Origin of the sequence: Candidatus Accumulibacter sp. ACC007 (genome assembly GCF_907163205.1) — a bacterium.
GTDB classification, from domain to species: Bacteria; Pseudomonadota; Gammaproteobacteria; order Burkholderiales; family Rhodocyclaceae; genus Accumulibacter; species Accumulibacter regalis.
Genome location: NZ_CAJQUD010000008.1, coordinates 215,018 through 229,889, shown reverse-complemented (window position 1 = coordinate 229,889; position 14,872 = coordinate 215,018). Strand labels below are relative to the sequence as shown.

The following is a 14,872-nucleotide window of genomic DNA, read 5'->3' as shown; positions in this document are numbered from 1 at the left end:
CTGGAGGGCATCGACAGCGTCCTACACGGTCCGCTCGCCACGTACGAAACGATCCATTTCGGGTTTCAGCCGTTCCATTTCCTCGGCGAGCGCGTCAGCGAGCCGAATGCACTGCGACCAATCGACGTCGCCACCGGCGGCGGGCTTCGCTGCATGCTCGATAGCGAGCGCCAGACGGCGAGCCTTCTCGGCATGAAACATGGCGAGAAGGCTTTTCAGGGTATGCGCGCCCATCGACAATTGTGCGGCTTCCCGGTTGCGCAGACTGGTCGTTATCCACCCCATGTGCTGTTGCCATTCGGCGACCAGCATTCCGGCCATGGTCAGCAGCAACTCGCGATCACCCAGATCGCGCGCTGCCGCCGTCAGATCGAGCGAGGTGGCCGACAGCGTCGCATTCGGCAGTGGCGGTGCCGAATCCTCGTTGCTTTCCGGGGCCAGGCAGCGATCGATGGCTGCATACAGATCCTGTGGCCTGATCGGTTTGGCGACGTAGTCGTTCATCCCCGCTTCGAGGCATAACTCGCGGTCACCCTCCATGGCGTTGGCGGTCATGGCAATGATGCTCACCGATTTGAACTCGTGCGACATTACCCAGCTGCGCCGCATCTCGCGGGCGCGAATCGATTCGGTCGCTTCGATTCCGCCCATGACCGGCATCTGCACGTCCATCAGGATCAGATCGAAGGGCTGCTGCTCAAAGTGATCGATCGCTTCAGCGCCGTTGTTGGCCAGGGTTACCTGGTAGCCGCGCTTTTCCAGAAGACGTCGCGCAAGTTCCTGGTTGACCGGGTTGTCTTCCACCAACAAGGCGTTGATGTGCCGGGTGGTTGTCCGTCCCGCGTCCGCCACGAAGTCAAAGGGCGCCAGGATTTCCGTCCCTTCGTCACCGTCGCCGGAGACCAGCTTGAGAGCGGCGACCAAATCCTCGGCGGCGATCGGTTTGACCAGGTGCGTGCCGACGGCTAGCTCGCGCAGGCGATCGAGCTCTTGCCGCTGTTGTTCGGTGGTCAGCAGGACGATCAGTTTTTCGGGACAGCTGCCTCCTCGCCATGACTCGGCCAGGGCCAGTCCTCCCGGCGGCGGCATCAGCGCGTCGACCAGTACGTAGTCGTAGGGGAAGCCGATGGCGCGTGATTTTTCGATCGCCCGGATAGCGGCCTCGGAATCGCTGATTTTCGCCGTGTCAACGCCGCATTGCGCGAGCACTGTGGCCAGTTGCGCGGCAACGGTCGGGTGCCGTTCAAGCAGCAGGGCGCGTTGGCCGCTGAATTGCGTCATCGGCGGTGACCGTTGCGTGCTGGCATCGACACCAAGACGGGCGGTGAAATAGAAGCAGGAACCCTGGCCTTCGACACTGTCGAGCCACACCCGGCCCTTCATCATCTGTACCAGGTGGGTACAGATCGTCAGGCCCAGGCCGGTTCCACCAAAACGCCGCGTTGTCGAATCGTCTGCTTGCGAAAACGCGCCAAAAATGGCCGCCTGCCGGGACGCCGGAATGCCGATACCGGTATCGCGAACGGCAAAACGCAGGAGGGTCGACTCGGTCCTTGCTTCGTCGATCGAGACGGTTACCTCAATCTCCCCGTGCTCGGTGAACTTGATCGCGTTGCCAATGAGATTGCCGAGTACCTGACGCAGGCGCGCGGGGTCGCCAATTACCCTGCCCGGAACATCCGGCGCCAGCGAAATGATTAGTTCGAGTCCTTTCTTGTGGGCGGTGATCGCCTGCGTGCGGGCGGCGTCGAAAACCAGATTGGACAACGGAAAGGGGATTTCTTCAAAGCGCAGTTTGCCCGCTTCGATCTTGGAAAAGTCAAGAATGTCGTTGACGATGGCCAGCAGAGACTCAGCCGAAGACTTGACCGTTTTCAGATAGTGCCGCTGCTCGGCGTCCAGTTGCGTGTCGAGCGCGAGGTCGGTCATGCCGATGATCCCGTTCATCGGCGTGCGAATTTCGTGGCTCATGTTGGCCAGGAAGGTGCCGCGCGCCCGGTTGGCCGATTCGGCCGCTTCTTTGGCCACCAGGGCCGCTTCCTCGGCTTGTTTGAAGTCGCTGATGTCGCGCTGTAGAAGCAGCATTCGCAACGGGGCGCCATGCTCGTCGTGGGCGATGATCCGGCCTTTCAGCAGCAGCCATTTCCATTTGCCTGTTTTGGTGCGCAGACGACAGGTGCAATGGAAGACGGGTATCTCGCCCTGAGCGTGTGCGGCGACCACTGCATTGAAGGCCTTCAGATCCTCCGGATGAGCCAGCTTGCGCCAGGCAGCGATACTGTCGGCAAGTTCATCCTCGGCGTAGCCGAGAAGCTGTTTCCAGTTGCGCCCCGACTCGATGCGACCGCCGCCAAGGTGCCAATCCGAAAAGGCATCCCCCGAAAGTTCGGATTGCACGCCGTGCAGGCGCGCGTATTTCGATACCAGACTGTCGGCCGCTTCGAGAACGCGGGAAACGCTGGTCGCCAGGGCGGGCGACTGCTCGGCAAGCACGGACTGCAGATGCTCAAGCGCAGCCTCTGGATCGTCGCCCAGTACGCTGGCCAGTTTGCGCGCCAGTTGCGGGTTGTGCAGCGCCAAAGTCGGGGCCGTCGGTGGAAGGTTGGGGAAGCTTCAGCGCAGGCCGAGGACATCCTGCATGTCGAACAGGCCGTGCTTCACGCGCGACAGGAAATGGGCCGCACGCAGGCTGCCCAGCGCATACGGCATGCGGCTGCTTGCCTTGTGGCCGATCTCCACGCGTTCGCCGAGACCACAGAAGAGTACATCGTGGTCGCCGACGATATCGCCACCGCGGACGGTGGCAAAGCCGATGGTCGACGGCAGTCGCTCGCCGGTGACTCCCTGGCGACCGTAGATCGCGCAATCTCCCAGTTCGCGACCAAGCGCATGGGCGACGACCTCGCCCATGCGCAGTGCGGTTCCTGACGGCGCATCGATCTTCTGGCGGTGGTGCGCTTCGACGACCTCTACGTCATATCCCTCGTTCAGGATTCGGGCGGCCACGTCGAGCAGCTTGAAAACGACGTTGACGCCGACGCTCATGTTCGGTGCAAAGACCACCGGGATATCCTGCGCGGCGGCGGCAATCGCCTTTTTGCCGGCGGCATCAAATCCGGTGGTGCCGATGACAATTGCCGTACCATGTCGGCGACAGATTTCGAGGTGCTCAAGCGTGCCCTCGGGTCTGGTGAAGTCGATCAGGCAGCTGGCCAGGGCAATTCCGGCGTCGCTGTCGCTGCTGATTGCTACGCCGCAAGGTGAGCCCACCATTTCGCCCGCATCCTTGCCAAGCACTGCTGCGCCGGGCTGGTCGATTGCCGCTGCCAGCGTCGCGTGTGCGTCCTTGAGCGTGGCTTCAACCAGCATTCGCCCCATGCGCCCGCCAGCGCCTGCGATAGCGATTCTCAATGCGTTCATGTCACAGTCCCACGCTGTTCAACATTTTCCCAAAGAAGCCCGGTTCGTCCGGCGGCGGCACGGCTACACTTCCGTCGGTCGGGAGCGAGCCGAGGTCGATCTCCCGAATCCGGTTTTCGGGCGGCGCGGCACCGTCCCCTGGCTCCGCTGGCGCGACATCGCCAGCGACTCGCGCCAGCTTGCCGTCATCGTCAAAGAAAACGGCAAAACGCCGCGTCTCGGCCTTGGTGCTGTTGCCTTTCTTCAGCCAATAGAAATAATCCCAGCGATTGGCATGAAACATATCGACCAGGACCGGCGTACCCAGAATGAAGCGTACCTGATCCTTGGTCAGTCCGGGGCGCAACTGTGAAACCATCTCCTGGGTCAGCACGTTTCCCTGCTGTACGTCGATCCGATACTCGGAAATGATCCGCGGGACCTCGGAGCAAGCCGATAGCGCGCAGAGAACAAGGACGGTAGTGGCAAATCGCGGGAAGATCATGTTCTGGTCGGATCGTGGTAAGTGATCAAGGAGGAGTGAGTGTTGGCCTACGGGTAGCCACCACCGGTACCCGGATCGACCGTCAAACCGATGGAATACGTGCCGCGGCTGATCACGAGGGCAGTCGACGGTATATGATAACCGAAAAAAAGGCCCACTCCGTCCGCAGCTGACCAAGGTAAACGATGAGTAACTCCGACAATCTGAAGAGTATCGGGCTGAAAGCCACGCTTCCGCGCCTCAAGATTCTCGCCCTGTTCGAGAGGACTGAGGTCCGCCATCTGACGGCAGAGGATGTCTATCGGCTGCTGCTCGCCGAGAACCTCGACGTTGGCCTGGCGACCGTTTACCGCGTTCTCACCCAGTTCGAACAGGCGGGCTTGCTCGAACGTCACTATTTCGAATCGGGCAAAGCGGTTTTCGAACTCAGTGCCGGGCAACACCACGATCATCTGGTGTGCATCGACTGTGGACGCGTCGAGGAATTCTACGATGCCGAGATCGAGCGCCGACAAACGAAAATCGCCAAGGAGCGCGGCTTCCTGATTCGCGAACACGCGCTCTATCTTTACGCGGAATGCAGCAAGGCGCAATGCCCGCATCGCGCCAGTTCGACTAGCAATCCTGGCGAGCGCGACAAGCTGACGCCCACTGACTAAAGCGCGGCGTCGTCGATGCTCGATCCTCGAACCCGTAGGCCGAGCGCCCATGCGCAGGCCAGCGCTGACCGTCACCGACCACGTTCCGCGCAAACCTTGTTGACGATCCATGGCGTCAGCGTGCATTGCCGGATCTGGCCACGAACAGTTCCGGATTCACCATCGCGCCGTTGAGGATCACGCTCCAGTGGAGGTGGGGACCGGTGGCCCGGCCGGTCATTCCGGCAGCGCCGATGCGCTGCCCCTTGGCTACGGCGTCGCCGGGGTTCACTGCGGCGCTATCGAGATGGCAGTACATGCTGATCAGGCCGTTGCCGTGATCGACAAACACCGTCTTGCCGTTGAAGAAATAGTCATCAACGGCGAGCACCTGGCCATGCGCATTCGCCTTGACCGTAGCCCCGCGCGCGACGGCGATATCGAATCCGGCATGCGGTGAGCGGGGCTCGCCGTTGAAAAATCGGCGCAAGCCAAAACGCCCGCTGTGGCGTCCTTGCGCCGGCAGGACGAAAGCCAGGTCGGTGTCCGCGGCCTCCCGCCAGTGGCGCTTCAGGCGCTGAATGGTGGCCAGTTCCCCCTCGGCACGCGCCAGGTCGCTGGCCGACAGCTGCACCTTGCTGCTGTCCTTCATCGTGATCCGCTGCGCGGGATAGTCCTTGTCGGCGACCGTGAAGGCTTGCAACTGCCATTCGCCGGCCATGTCGACGAGCAACTCGTACGTCCCCGCCGCGGTCGCCAGGTCAAGGCCGACCACCGCGACCCACTGCCCGTCCTCGGCGGCCACCAGTACCTGCTGTTCGCCCAGCCAGGCCAGCGGCCGGGTGCTGTTGGCCGCAATCGGGCCAAGTACGATCAACGCCACGCCGCCCGGGACACTGGCTGCCGTGGGAAGGGCAGCGTGCGCTGAGGGTGCTGGCAACAGGGCCGTCAGCAGAGCCGTGCAGGAGAGGGCAGCGCTGGCGAAGATTCTGGCCATGCGCTCGGCCATCACAGCGACTCCGGCGAAAAAGTGTCGCATTGTCGGACGTCGCCGCTGTCCATGCCGCGCTTGAACCAGCGTACGCGTTGCCTGGACGTGCCGTGGGTGAACGATTCCGGCACCACCTGGCCCTGCGTTTGTCGTTGCAGGCGATCGTCGCCGATCGCCGCGGCTGCAGCCAGCGCCTGCTCCATTTCGCCGGGTTCGACGATCTGCTGCATGGTGTCGGCGCGATGACCCCAGACGCCGGCAAAGCAGTCGGCCTGCAGTTCGAGTCGCACCGACAGTTCATTGGCCGCCGCTTGTCGGCCGCCGCCTTGCTGTGCGGCGTGTATCTTGGCCGAGATGCCGAGCAGGTTCTGCACGTGGTGAGCCACTTCGTGGGCGATGACGTAAGCCTGGGCGAACTCGCCGGGGGCACGAAAGCGTTCCTGGAGGTCGCGGTAGAACGCCAGGTCGATGTAGACCTTCTGATCAGCGGGGCAGTAGAAGGGACCCAGCGCCGAACGGCCGGTGCCGCATGCGGTGGGCGTTGCGCCGGTGAACAGGACCAGCTTCGGTTCCTGGTAGCGCCGCCCCGCCTGCTGGAAGATGTCGTGCCAGACGATTTCGGTGCTGCCCAGCACTTTGCTGACAAAGGTTGTCATCTCGTCCGTGGTCGCTGGAGCCCTCGCCGGCCGACCGGCCGGCGAGGGCGTGCTGGTGCCCGACCCCGGATCCATAATCAGGGCAGGGTCGATGCCCAGGAAGTAGCTTGCGGCCAGCGCAATGACCAGGGCGACGCTGCCGCGCCGCATCGTTCCGCCGCGCCGGTCCTCAACATTCTGACTTTGCCGTTGATTGTCCAGGCGCATGATTTGTCCTCGGGGTGAACATTTTTTGCTGAAAATGCCATCGCAAAGTGTGCTAAACAAAATTTTCGTGCATAATCCGCCCACTTTTTACAAGTAGAGGTCCGCAGAGACCTTTTTTACAAGAAGGGTGCGTATGGATACTTTGTTCTGGATGGCTGTAGCCACAGTGGTGGTCGTGTTGATCTTCGACTACACCAACGGCTTTCATGATGCCGCAAATATCGTGGCCACGGTGATCGCGTCGCGGGCGATGACCCCGATTCAGGCCGTTTGCATCGTCGGTTTCTTCGAGTTCATGGGCCCACTGCTCGGCGGTACCGCGGTCGCCAACACCATCGGCAAGTTCGTCGATCTGGGGGATGTGCAGCCACAGCTTGCGGTGCTGATCATGTTCTGTGGCCTGCTCGGTGCCATCGTCTGGAACCTGGCGACCTGGCGACCTGGTGGCTCGGCATTCCGTCTTCGTCGTCGCATGCCCTGGTTGGTGGGCTGGCCGGCGCCGTGGTTGCGGCGGTCGGTTCCGACCATGTGATCTGGGGCTTCCAGGAACTGATGACTCAGGGCAAGCTGACCGGGGTGATGAAGGTTCTCCTGGCGCTGTTCGTTTCGCCCCTGCTCGGTTTCTGGGTCGGTTTCGGGATTCACCGCCTCGGGCGCCGGCTGCTGGCGGGCGCCAAACCGACGGCCAACGCGACCCTGCGCAAGATGCAGTTCGTTACCGCCGCCGGGCTGGCCTTTTCGCACGGCGCCAACGACGCACAGAAAAGCATGGGCATGCTCACCCTGGTGCTGTTGCTCGGCGGCTTCATCCCCACGTTCGAAGTGCCGTTCTGGGTGGTGCTGTCTTGCGCTGCGGCGATCACCCTGGGCATCATGTCCGGCGGCTGGCGCATCGTGCGTACCCTCGGCTTTGCCATCTATCGGGTTCGCCCCTTGCACGCTTTTGACTCGCAGCTCACTTCGGCGCTGCTGATCTTTTCCGCGTCGATGATCGGCGCGCCGGTATCCACGACGCACGTGGTTGCCACTTCGATCATGGGCATCGGCTACTCCGAGCGTCCACGTGCCGTACGCTGGAAAAAGGCGAAGGACATTGCCAAGACCTGGGTGATTACCATCCCGGCTTCGGCGCTCACGTCAATTGTTATTTATGCCATTACCAGAATCATGCTTGGCCAGACCACCTGACACCTGATACTTGAGGAGATGAACCATGGAAGAAAACGAGACCCACGCCAACAAGCCAATTTTTCGCCGTCTGTACGAGCGCGTCTTCCCGACGGTCGCCGACTTTTTCGGCATGCTTGCCGAACAGAGCGCCAACGCGGCCGAGACCACGCGTCTGCTGGTCGAGTTCATGGAGACCGGCGACGTGGCGGTGAGCCAGAAAGTTCGTGCCGACGAGCACCAGGCTGATCGCATGAAGGCCAGCAACCTGGGCGTCCTGGCGGAAGCGTTTTCGACGCCGATCGACCGCGAAGACATCCACCGCGCGATCATGACTCTTGACGACATTGTCAATTACTGCAAGTCGACTGTCGTCGAGATGGATGTTCTCGGCCTGCAGCCCGACAAGTACAGCCTCGAAATGGCGCTACACCTCAGGGAAGGTGCCGACGCGCTGGCGCGCGGCTTTGCACGCCTGGCGAGCGATCCGGCCGCTGCCGGCGTCGACGCCGCTGCCGCCCGGAAGGCTGAACGTACGGTCGAGAAAGCGTATCGGCGCGCTATTGTCGAGCTCTTCCAGGGCGACGACTACCTCAATATGTTCAAGCGGCGTGAGACCTATCGCCACATGTCCAATGCCGGGGATCGGGTGGCCGATGCCGCCAACGCCCTTGACGACATCGTCGTCAAGCTGTGCTAAAAACCGCTATTGCGATCGGGGTTGTATTGGCCAGACCTTAGGCCTACATTGGAGCTGCCAACGTCGGCACAGTCACGAGGAGATGCGTATGAAGAAGCTTACCGCCCGCCTGATGGCCTTGGCGTTGGCGCTGTCGAGTGCAACGGCTGTTGCCTGTTCGGCTGATGAAGCCAAGGATGGCCGGGCTGAAATGAGCACTCCGTCAAAACCCACGAGCTGACCGGTCGGGACCCTTTAACCACCGCGGCGCGTACCTCAGGTACGCGCCGCGTTCATTTTGTGGCTCGCGCTATGCTTGATGCTCAGCGTGGTCAGTCGCAACTCGCCTGGCAGGCGGCTGGGTGGCCAGCACAGTCGCCTTTGCCGGCGACGGTGCATTGCCGCCGCGAACGATAGCTGAAGCTGATGCCCTCGGCGTAGCTGCAGGTCAGCAGGCTTATCTTGCCCTGCTTGCCCGCCGCGATGCGTGATACCGGCATCGCCTTGATCGTTTCCGCTGCCAGGTCGCACGAGACGTAGGCGGAAAAGGCGCCGTCGGCCGATTCCCATTGGGCGACATTTTTCAGTTTTCGGTAGGCCTGATAGTCGGTGCACACGCTGGTGTCTTGCTCGTACATGCGTCGATTGTCGCTGCAGTAGCCGTTGAAGGTGTACTTGAGTTCTGCCTCGCTGGGGCAGGTGCCGACCTGGACGGCAGTGGCCAGGTCCGGGCACGACAAGGTTTCGGCGGCACTTTCGGCGGCTGCCGATGCGAGGACAAGAAAAGCGACAATAGCGGATGATTTCATTGCATGGTTCTCCGGTGGCAAGAGACTACTTTGAAGCGGGCGCCTGGCGCAGTCCGTTGCTGGCCATCATGTCGAGAATGTGCTCGGCAATCTGTGCCGCTGGCATAGCATAGGCAAACTTCCGGATAAAGCGACCGTCGGGACCGAGAAGAACCATTCCGGCGCTGTGGTCGACCGCGTACTGGTCAGGTGGAGCGTCAGGTTCGCGAACTTTTTCGTAGCGCACCTTGAAGTTGTCGGCAGCTTTCCGGACCAGCGCTGGCGAACCGGTCAAGGCGATGATGCGCGGGTCGAAAAAGGCAACGTAGCTGCGCAGGGTGTCCGCAGTGTCACGCTCCGGGTCCACAGTGATGAACAGCGCTTGCAGCGCCTCGGCGTTCTTGCCGAGCCGGTTGATGACCATCGCCATCTCGGCGAGCGTCGTCGGACAGACGTCCGGGCAGTAGGTATAGCCGAAGGTGAGCAACTGAAAGCGGCCGCGGAAGTCCTGGTTGCTGACCGCGCGCCCGTTGGCGTCCATCAACAGGTAGCGGCTATTGATGACGCCTGTTTCGCGCTCGGGGGGCAGCTGCTCTGCGGCAAGATCGACAGCCGCGGACGGTAGCGAAAGCCCTGCGGCAAGGGCCAGCAGGAGCAGCCTTTTTTTCATCATGTCCTACTGCCCTGCAGCTTGTGTCGCTGGCAGCAAGGTCTGCAAGCGGCTGGATAGCTCGTCTAGCCGGTCGGCAAAAGTCGCCGCCGAGGGGCAGGGCGCACGGTCTTTCTGACCCTGGGCGAGGAAGGCGGCATTGGTCTGCTCCTCGAAGGTTTCGCCGTAATGACGGCTTTTCGGCGCATGCCGGATGACCAGTTTCTTGGCCTCGCCGGCGGTCGCCATCGCGCCACAGGCCAGCGCCTGGCCGTTCAGCTGTCCGAGATCGCCGATCGTGGCGAGTGCGGAAGCGGCGGCTTGCGGCGTCGCCACGGCCGGCCCGGCGAGAAAGCAAAAGGCGGCGAACAAGGTCAGGCGTTTCATGGCGGCTCCAGTGCGGACGGTGCAGTATACGGCGCTTGATTATAGGGGCTGCCGGCCGGGGCATTCGTTGATGGCGCTCAAAAAGTCCCCTGCCGAGTGCAGCGCTGGACGGCCAGCAGGCACCGATATATCGGCACGAGCACGCAGCGCTGATGGGCGTAGCGGGTGTGGCTGGTGTACACTGCGCCGCTCTTACCTCATTGCCGCTTGGACATAGCGCCGGGCGCTGGATACCCCGCATGGCCCAACTCGTCCTTTTGCCGGGCAAGGATCGTTCTCTTGCCCGCCGTCATCCGTGGATCTTCGCTGTTTCGGTCGACCGCTTGCGGGGTCGCGCCCGCCCCGGCGACACCGTTGATGTCGTCGCCGCCAACGGTCGGCCGCTGGCAAAGGCCGCCTGGAGCCCGGAATCGAAGATCCGCGCCAGGGTGTGGAGCTTCAATGCCGACGAAATCATTGACGACGCTTTCTTCAAGCGGCGCATTCTGACGGCCGTCGAGCGCCGCCGACTGGTGCCGGGACTGAGCAGCGAGGGAGGCATGCGCTTGATTCACGGCGAGTCCGACGGCCTGCCGGGCCTGATTGCCGATCGCTATGGCGATACGGTGGTCGTGCAGCTGACCGCCACCGGTCCGGAAAAGTGGCGCGCGGCGATTGCCGGCGCGCTGCAACTGGCAACGGGCTGCAAGCGCATCTACGAGCGATCCGATTCGGACGTCCGCCGGCTGGAAGGGCTGGAACCGGTGAGCGGCTGGCTGCTCGGCGAGGCGTCGGAAGCAGCGCTGCTCATCGTCGAAAACGGTGTGCGTATCAAGGTTGACGTCGTTACTGGCCACAAGACCGGCTTCTATCTGGACCAGCGCGACAACCGCCTGCTCACTCGTCAGCTTTCTGCCGGCCGCTCGGTGCTCAACTGCTTCTGCTACACCGGCGCATTTTCACTGCAGGCGCTGGCCGGTGGCGCGGCGAGCGTGCTGTCGATCGATTCCTCGGGGCCGGCGCTGGCCATGGCCGCCGACAACATGGCGCTCAACCCGCAGCTCGATGCAGACCGCGCCTTGTGGCGCGAGGCCGATGTCTTCGAGACCTTGCGCGCGCTGAAAAGCGATGGCCAGCGTTTCGACCTGGTCATTCTCGATCCGCCCAAGTTCGCGCCATCGGCGGCGCACGCCGAACGGGCCGCGCGCGCCTATCGGGATATCAATGTGTTTGGTTTTCGCCTGCTCAACCCGGGTGGATTGTTGATGACTTATTCATGCTCCGGCGGCATTCGCAGCGAGCATTTCCAGCAGATCGTCGCCGACGCCGCGGTCTCTGCCGGTTGCGATGCTCGTATCCTGCGCCGCCTGTCGGCGCCGCCCGATCACCCGGTGGCGCTGCACTTCAGCGAGGGCGAATACCTCAAGGGCTTGCTCTGCCAAGTGGATTGACGATTGCCAGACGGCTCGGTGCCTGCCTGGCTGTCGCGACTAGCGACTACCCCACAGGTTCTGCACCCGGATATCGCGTCCGCAACCGCTGCGGTAATAGGCGTAGCGGACAGGGTTCTTCCTATAGTAATCCTGGTGATACTCCTCGGCCAGGTAGAAGGTCGAGGCCGGCTGCAATTCGGTCTCGATGCGCGTGATCTTGCCGCTCTTGAGAAGAGCGTCGCGACTGCTTTCGACAACCTTCCGCTCGGCGTCGTTTTGCCAGTAAACACCACTACGGTACTGGCTGCCGACGTCGCAGAACTGGCGGTCCTTGACCGTCGGGTCGATGTGCCGCCAGAAGTATTCGACCAACTGCGAGTAGCTGACCTGTTGCGGGTCGTAGCGCACGCGGACCGCTTCGGTATGTCCGGTGCCTCCCGCACTGACCTGTTCGTAGGTCGGGTTGACGGTCTGGCCAGCGGTGTAGCCGGACTCGACGGCAATCACCCCGGGTAGCTTTTCGAAATCGGCTTCGATGCACCAGAAGCAACCGCCGGCAAAGATCGCCGTCTGTGGCGTGGCCGGGCCGGGCGCCGTCGTCACTTTGGCGGGCCGGTCCGTAGTCTCCGTTGCTGTTCCCGCGGCGCCGGCTGTGGTGCCGAGAACCAGCATGGACAGTGCCGCCAAGAGTCGCCGAGCGCTCATGTCCGCAGCTCCGGCAGTTTCTCGTTACGCGCCACGAACTGCAGCGCGACGCCATTGTTGCAGAAGCGCTTACCCGTTGGTTTGGGGCCGTCGTTGAAGACGTGCCCCTGATGCCCTCCGCAGCGCGTGCAGTGATATTCGGTACGCGGATAGAAGAGCTTGAAGTCGGTCCTGGTGGCCACGGACTGTGGCAGGTGCGCCCAGAAACTCGGCCAGCCGGTACCGCTTTCGTACTTCGTCGAGCTGTCGAACAAGGGCAGGTAGCAAGCGGCGCAGATGAACATTCCGTCACGCTTTTCCTGGTTCAGGGGGCTAGTACCCGCGCGTTCCGTATCCTCCTCGAAAAGGACGCGATAAGCGGCCGCTGGCAGCAAGTCGGCCCATTCCGTTTTCGATTTTGACAGCCCGGTGGTGGCTGCGGCGCCGCTGCCTGCCCAGCTGGTGCCGGGAGCCGCAACCGGCAGGATGAAGGCGGTCAAGCCGCCCAGCCATTTCAGTGATTGACGACGGTCCATTGTTTTCTCCAAAGAAAGATCAGCTTCGTGCTGCCGTAGCGGCGGCCGGCTGCAGGCAGCCAGGCATGGCTAGCGCTTGTAATACCTCACCGCCTTGCGGATCCTGCACAAAGGCCGCGACGCCGAGCTGCTTGCGCTGCCAGTCGGCCGGGATTTTCAGTGTCTGCCGCCAGAGTGCGCTTCCGTCTGCATTGCCGAGCGGAAAGGCTATCGACCAGAAGCGGACCACTCGGTCGTGTTGCAGCGTGACGCCGCTGTTTTCGCCGGCACGAATGTCGCTGCGCAGCTGGTTCTCGTAAATGATCACGATTGCTTCCGCCGCGCGCCCCGCACGCGCGCCTTCGCGGAGCGTGAAGCGTGCCTCCAGATCAACGGCGTTATCGCCTGCCTGCCGCATCTGCAGAGCGATGTCGGCAGCCGCGGGCAGCCGGTTGATCTTCTCGACGCGCTCGGCGAAGTGGGCCGGGGTGTGCCATGCGCGCAATTCCTTCATGCTCGTAAACACCTCGGGGGTGTACACCGTACTTGACTTGGCCAGACGCGCCAGCCAGCGCTGCCGTTCGGCGAAGGCTGGCTGGGCGAAGGGATCCTGCCAGCCAATGTAGTCCCAGTAGTCGACGTGCAGCGACAGCGCGACCAGCTGTTCGGCCGAAAAGCGTTGCGACAGTTCCCCCAGCCACTGGTCTGCGGGTGGGCAGCTGCTGCAGCCCTCGGAGGTGTACAACTCGACCAGCGCGACGCGGTGCGCGGGACTCTGTTTCGCGCAGCCCGCCGCTTGCGCAGCGGGTGACGGCGCCAGACAGAGTACGGCCAGCACAGCAACTGCTGGTGACCATCTGCGCGTGGAAGACATCGTTTTCTCCTGGTTGGATTTTCCAGATGGTCGTAGCAAGACGGGAAAACCTTACTCTTTTTTCGTCAGGCAAAGGCTGCACTGCCTGACACCATGCTTGACAGAGAACATCGTCTGCGCTGTTAATTTGCAGCCATGATGACCAGCCCCACTTTCTCGAAGCCTGTCCGCGAAGCGTTTGTTGCTGGAAACGTTGCCCTGTTGATTCTCCTGGCGGTGCTTGCGCGTTCCGCCGGTGCGCAGGGACTGCAGCCATGCCACGCGTAGACCTGCAGCGGGCCATTCCGGTCACCCTGCTGACTGGTTTTCTCGGTGCTGGCAAGACGACACTGCTCAATCATCTGCTGCGGCAGCCGGAGCTCGCCGACGCGGCGGTGATGATTAACGAGTTCGGCGAAGTCGCGGTAGATCATCGCCTGGTCGACAAAGTTGACGACAATCTCATCGTTCTCGCTTCCGGCTGCCTTTGTTGCAGCGTTCGTGGCGAACTTGCGCGTAGCCTGCGCGACCTGTTCATGCGCCGCTTGCGCCGCGAAATTCCCGCTTTCTCGCGGGTGCTGATCGAAACTACGGGTCTCGCCGATCCGGCACCTGTGTTGTACACCTTGCTCGAAGACTTTTTCATTGCCGAGCGCTTTCGTATCGACGGAGTGGTCACGGCGGTCGATGTCACGCACGCGGATGGCCAACTCGGGCGCCATTTCGAGGCCGTCCGCCAGGTGGCGATGGCTGACCGCCTTTTGCTCACCAAATGCGATCTGGCGACGCCCGAGGAGATTGCCCGTGTGGCCCGGCGGTTGGCGCGTGCCAATCCTGGTGCGACACAAATCGAGGTCCGTCTGGGGAGCGTCGACGCCGCGCAGCTGATCGGCTGCGGCCTCTACGATCCGCTGACCCGTAGCGCCGACGTTCGCCGTTGGCTGGCCGAGGAGAAGATTGCTGCCATACGCGCCGGGCAGCCGCGAGCGCACGTCCATGACATCAATCGTCACGATGCCCAGGTGCATGCTTTCGTGCTGCGTTTCGAGCAGCCTTTCGCCTGGCCGGACTTTGCCGAAGCGATCGACGTGCTGCTCTCCACTTGCGGCGAGCGCATCCTGCGCGTCAAGGGCCTGATCCACGTCGAGGGCGAGACCGCGCCGCGCATCGTTCATTGCGTAGAGCATGTCCGCTATCCGGAATTGGCGCTGCCGGAGTGGCCGGACGAAGACCATCGCAGTCGTCTGGTGTTCATCGTTCGGGCCCTGGCGCAAGACGTCGTCGAAGACGCGTTTGCCATGTTCTGCGGGGTCGTGGTCGGAAGTCCCGGCGACTGACTGGT

Annotated in this window: 18 protein-coding genes; 7 read left to right on the top strand and 11 right to left on the bottom strand. The window is 62.6% G+C overall.

What is annotated here, in order from left to right; all coding sequences use genetic code 11:
- Nucleotides 1-21: 21 nt before the first annotated feature.
- Genes QZ634_RS17190 through QZ634_RS17180 form a run of 3 tightly spaced genes read right to left on the bottom strand, consistent with a single transcriptional unit; the run spans nucleotide 22 to nucleotide 3,904 of the window.
- Nucleotides 22-2,580, bottom strand: a complete 2,559-nt coding sequence (locus QZ634_RS17190) for a response regulator (protein WP_291990514.1) — start codon at nucleotides 2,578-2,580, stop codon at nucleotides 22-24.
- Between the two features lie 33 nt (nucleotides 2,581-2,613).
- Nucleotides 2,614-3,420, bottom strand: coding sequence for a 4-hydroxy-tetrahydrodipicolinate reductase (gene dapB / locus QZ634_RS17185; protein WP_291990512.1), 807 nt, complete (start codon nucleotides 3,418-3,420; stop codon nucleotides 2,614-2,616).
- Between the two features lies 1 nt (nucleotide 3,421).
- A complete protein-coding gene (locus tag QZ634_RS17180; RefSeq protein ID WP_291990510.1) occupies nucleotides 3,422-3,904 on the bottom strand; it encodes an outer membrane protein assembly factor BamE in 483 nt (160 codons plus the stop codon).
- 185 nt (nucleotides 3,905-4,089) lie between these two features.
- Here QZ634_RS17180 and fur point away from each other — a divergent pair, with 185 nt between their 5' ends.
- Entirely contained in the window at nucleotides 4,090-4,563 is a 474-nt protein-coding gene (fur, locus tag QZ634_RS17175; RefSeq protein WP_291990508.1) for a ferric iron uptake transcriptional regulator, read from the top strand.
- 115 nt (nucleotides 4,564-4,678) lie between these two features.
- Here fur and QZ634_RS17170 read toward each other — a convergent pair whose 3' ends face one another.
- Both QZ634_RS17170 and QZ634_RS17165 read right to left on the bottom strand, forming a co-directional pair.
- Complete coding sequence (locus QZ634_RS17170) at nucleotides 4,679-5,551, bottom strand: peptidoglycan DD-metalloendopeptidase family protein (RefSeq protein ID WP_291990506.1); 873 nt, start codon at nucleotides 5,549-5,551, stop codon at nucleotides 4,679-4,681.
- Nucleotides 5,551-6,396, bottom strand: coding sequence for a neutral zinc metallopeptidase (locus QZ634_RS17165; RefSeq protein WP_291990503.1), 846 nt, complete (start codon nucleotides 6,394-6,396; stop codon nucleotides 5,551-5,553). The genes QZ634_RS17170 and QZ634_RS17165 overlap by 1 nt, the downstream gene beginning before the upstream one ends.
- 133 nt (nucleotides 6,397-6,529) lie before the next feature.
- On the opposite strand from QZ634_RS17165, the gene QZ634_RS21610 reads away from it, so the two are divergent.
- From QZ634_RS21610 to QZ634_RS17150, 4 genes are all read left to right on the top strand, one after another.
- Complete coding sequence (locus QZ634_RS21610; RefSeq protein WP_366145417.1) at nucleotides 6,530-6,928, top strand: inorganic phosphate transporter; 399 nt, start codon at nucleotides 6,530-6,532, stop codon at nucleotides 6,926-6,928.
- Nucleotides 6,898-7,584: an inorganic phosphate transporter gene (locus QZ634_RS17160; RefSeq protein ID WP_366145416.1), complete on the top strand. Its 687-nt coding sequence runs from the start codon at nucleotides 6,898-6,900 to the stop codon at nucleotides 7,582-7,584. Before QZ634_RS21610 ends, QZ634_RS17160 begins: the two co-directional genes overlap by 31 nt.
- A 25-nt stretch (nucleotides 7,585-7,609) precedes the next feature.
- A complete protein-coding gene (locus QZ634_RS17155) occupies nucleotides 7,610-8,263 on the top strand; it encodes a DUF47 family protein (RefSeq protein ID WP_291990501.1) in 654 nt (217 codons plus the stop codon).
- Nucleotides 8,264-8,351: 88 nt separating this feature from the next.
- Complete coding sequence (locus QZ634_RS17150; RefSeq protein ID WP_291990499.1) at nucleotides 8,352-8,483, top strand: hypothetical protein; 132 nt, start codon at nucleotides 8,352-8,354, stop codon at nucleotides 8,481-8,483.
- Nucleotides 8,484-8,574: 91 nt separating this feature from the next.
- On the opposite strand, the gene QZ634_RS17145 is transcribed toward QZ634_RS17150, so the two are convergent.
- The 3 genes from QZ634_RS17145 to QZ634_RS17135 are packed head-to-tail and all read right to left on the bottom strand — an operon-like array spanning nucleotide 8,575 to nucleotide 10,066.
- The gene (locus tag QZ634_RS17145) at nucleotides 8,575-9,051 is read right to left on the bottom strand and encodes a hypothetical protein (protein WP_291990497.1); all 477 of its coding nucleotides are present in this window, start codon (nucleotides 9,049-9,051) and stop codon (nucleotides 8,575-8,577) included.
- Nucleotides 9,052-9,076: 25 nt separating this feature from the next.
- On the bottom strand, nucleotides 9,077-9,703 hold the full coding sequence (locus QZ634_RS17140; protein ID WP_291990495.1) for an SCO family protein: 627 nt from the start codon (nucleotides 9,701-9,703) through the stop codon (nucleotides 9,077-9,079).
- 3 nt (nucleotides 9,704-9,706) lie between these two features.
- Nucleotides 9,707-10,066 carry a hypothetical protein gene (locus tag QZ634_RS17135; protein ID WP_291990493.1) on the bottom strand — a complete coding sequence of 120 codons (360 nt, stop codon included), beginning with the start codon at nucleotides 10,064-10,066 and terminating at the stop codon, nucleotides 9,707-9,709.
- Nucleotides 10,067-10,305: 239 nt separating this feature from the next.
- Here QZ634_RS17135 and QZ634_RS17130 point away from each other — a divergent pair, with 239 nt between their 5' ends.
- The gene (locus QZ634_RS17130) at nucleotides 10,306-11,496 is read left to right on the top strand and encodes a class I SAM-dependent rRNA methyltransferase (protein WP_291990491.1); all 1,191 of its coding nucleotides are present in this window, start codon (nucleotides 10,306-10,308) and stop codon (nucleotides 11,494-11,496) included.
- Nucleotides 11,497-11,535: 39 nt separating this feature from the next.
- Here QZ634_RS17130 and msrA read toward each other — a convergent pair whose 3' ends face one another.
- Genes msrA through QZ634_RS17115 form a run of 3 tightly spaced genes read right to left on the bottom strand, consistent with a single transcriptional unit; the run spans nucleotide 11,536 to nucleotide 13,551 of the window.
- A complete protein-coding gene (gene msrA / locus QZ634_RS17125) occupies nucleotides 11,536-12,183 on the bottom strand; it encodes a peptide-methionine (S)-S-oxide reductase MsrA (protein WP_291990489.1) in 648 nt (215 codons plus the stop codon).
- Complete coding sequence (gene msrB / locus QZ634_RS17120) at nucleotides 12,180-12,698, bottom strand: peptide-methionine (R)-S-oxide reductase MsrB (protein WP_291990487.1); 519 nt, start codon at nucleotides 12,696-12,698, stop codon at nucleotides 12,180-12,182. Before msrB ends, msrA begins: the two co-directional genes overlap by 4 nt.
- 19 nt (nucleotides 12,699-12,717) lie before the next feature.
- Nucleotides 12,718-13,551, bottom strand: a complete 834-nt coding sequence (locus QZ634_RS17115) for a thioredoxin family protein (RefSeq protein WP_291990485.1) — start codon at nucleotides 13,549-13,551, stop codon at nucleotides 12,718-12,720.
- A 254-nt stretch (nucleotides 13,552-13,805) separates the two neighbouring features.
- On the opposite strand from QZ634_RS17115, the gene QZ634_RS17110 reads away from it, so the two are divergent.
- Entirely contained in the window at nucleotides 13,806-14,867 is a 1,062-nt protein-coding gene (locus tag QZ634_RS17110) for a GTP-binding protein (RefSeq protein WP_291990483.1), read from the top strand.
- Nucleotides 14,868-14,872: the final 5 nt, after the last annotated feature.

What these genes read in the sequence shown, in the direction of transcription:
- msrB (WP_291990487.1), bottom strand. Translation starts at nt 12,698, where the DNA reads ATGGACCGTCGTCAATCACTGAAATGGCTGGGCGGCTTGACCGCCTTC.
- QZ634_RS17165 (WP_291990503.1), bottom strand. Translation starts at nt 6,396, where the DNA reads ATGCGCCTGGACAATCAACGGCAAAGTCAGAATGTTGAGGACCGGCGC.
- QZ634_RS17145 (WP_291990497.1), bottom strand. Translation starts at nt 9,051, where the DNA reads ATGAAATCATCCGCTATTGTCGCTTTTCTTGTCCTCGCATCGGCAGCC.
- QZ634_RS17110 (WP_291990483.1), top strand. Translation starts at nt 13,806, where the DNA reads ATGCCACGCGTAGACCTGCAGCGGGCCATTCCGGTCACCCTGCTGACT.
- QZ634_RS17130 (WP_291990491.1), top strand. Translation starts at nt 10,306, where the DNA reads ATGGCCCAACTCGTCCTTTTGCCGGGCAAGGATCGTTCTCTTGCCCGC.
- QZ634_RS17150 (WP_291990499.1), top strand. Translation starts at nt 8,352, where the DNA reads ATGAAGAAGCTTACCGCCCGCCTGATGGCCTTGGCGTTGGCGCTGTCG.
- QZ634_RS17180 (WP_291990510.1), bottom strand. Translation starts at nt 3,904, where the DNA reads ATGATCTTCCCGCGATTTGCCACTACCGTCCTTGTTCTCTGCGCGCTA.
- QZ634_RS21610 (WP_366145417.1), top strand. Translation starts at nt 6,530, where the DNA reads ATGGATACTTTGTTCTGGATGGCTGTAGCCACAGTGGTGGTCGTGTTG.
- QZ634_RS17115 (WP_291990485.1), bottom strand. Translation starts at nt 13,551, where the DNA reads ATGTCTTCCACGCGCAGATGGTCACCAGCAGTTGCTGTGCTGGCCGTA.
- QZ634_RS17140 (WP_291990495.1), bottom strand. Translation starts at nt 9,703, where the DNA reads ATGATGAAAAAAAGGCTGCTCCTGCTGGCCCTTGCCGCAGGGCTTTCG.
- fur (WP_291990508.1), top strand. Translation starts at nt 4,090, where the DNA reads ATGAGTAACTCCGACAATCTGAAGAGTATCGGGCTGAAAGCCACGCTT.
- QZ634_RS17155 (WP_291990501.1), top strand. Translation starts at nt 7,610, where the DNA reads ATGGAAGAAAACGAGACCCACGCCAACAAGCCAATTTTTCGCCGTCTG.
- msrA (WP_291990489.1), bottom strand. Translation starts at nt 12,183, where the DNA reads ATGAGCGCTCGGCGACTCTTGGCGGCACTGTCCATGCTGGTTCTCGGC.
- QZ634_RS17135 (WP_291990493.1), bottom strand. Translation starts at nt 10,066, where the DNA reads ATGAAACGCCTGACCTTGTTCGCCGCCTTTTGCTTTCTCGCCGGGCCG.
- dapB (WP_291990512.1), bottom strand. Translation starts at nt 3,420, where the DNA reads ATGAACGCATTGAGAATCGCTATCGCAGGCGCTGGCGGGCGCATGGGG.
- QZ634_RS17170 (WP_291990506.1), bottom strand. Translation starts at nt 5,551, where the DNA reads ATGGCCGAGCGCATGGCCAGAATCTTCGCCAGCGCTGCCCTCTCCTGC.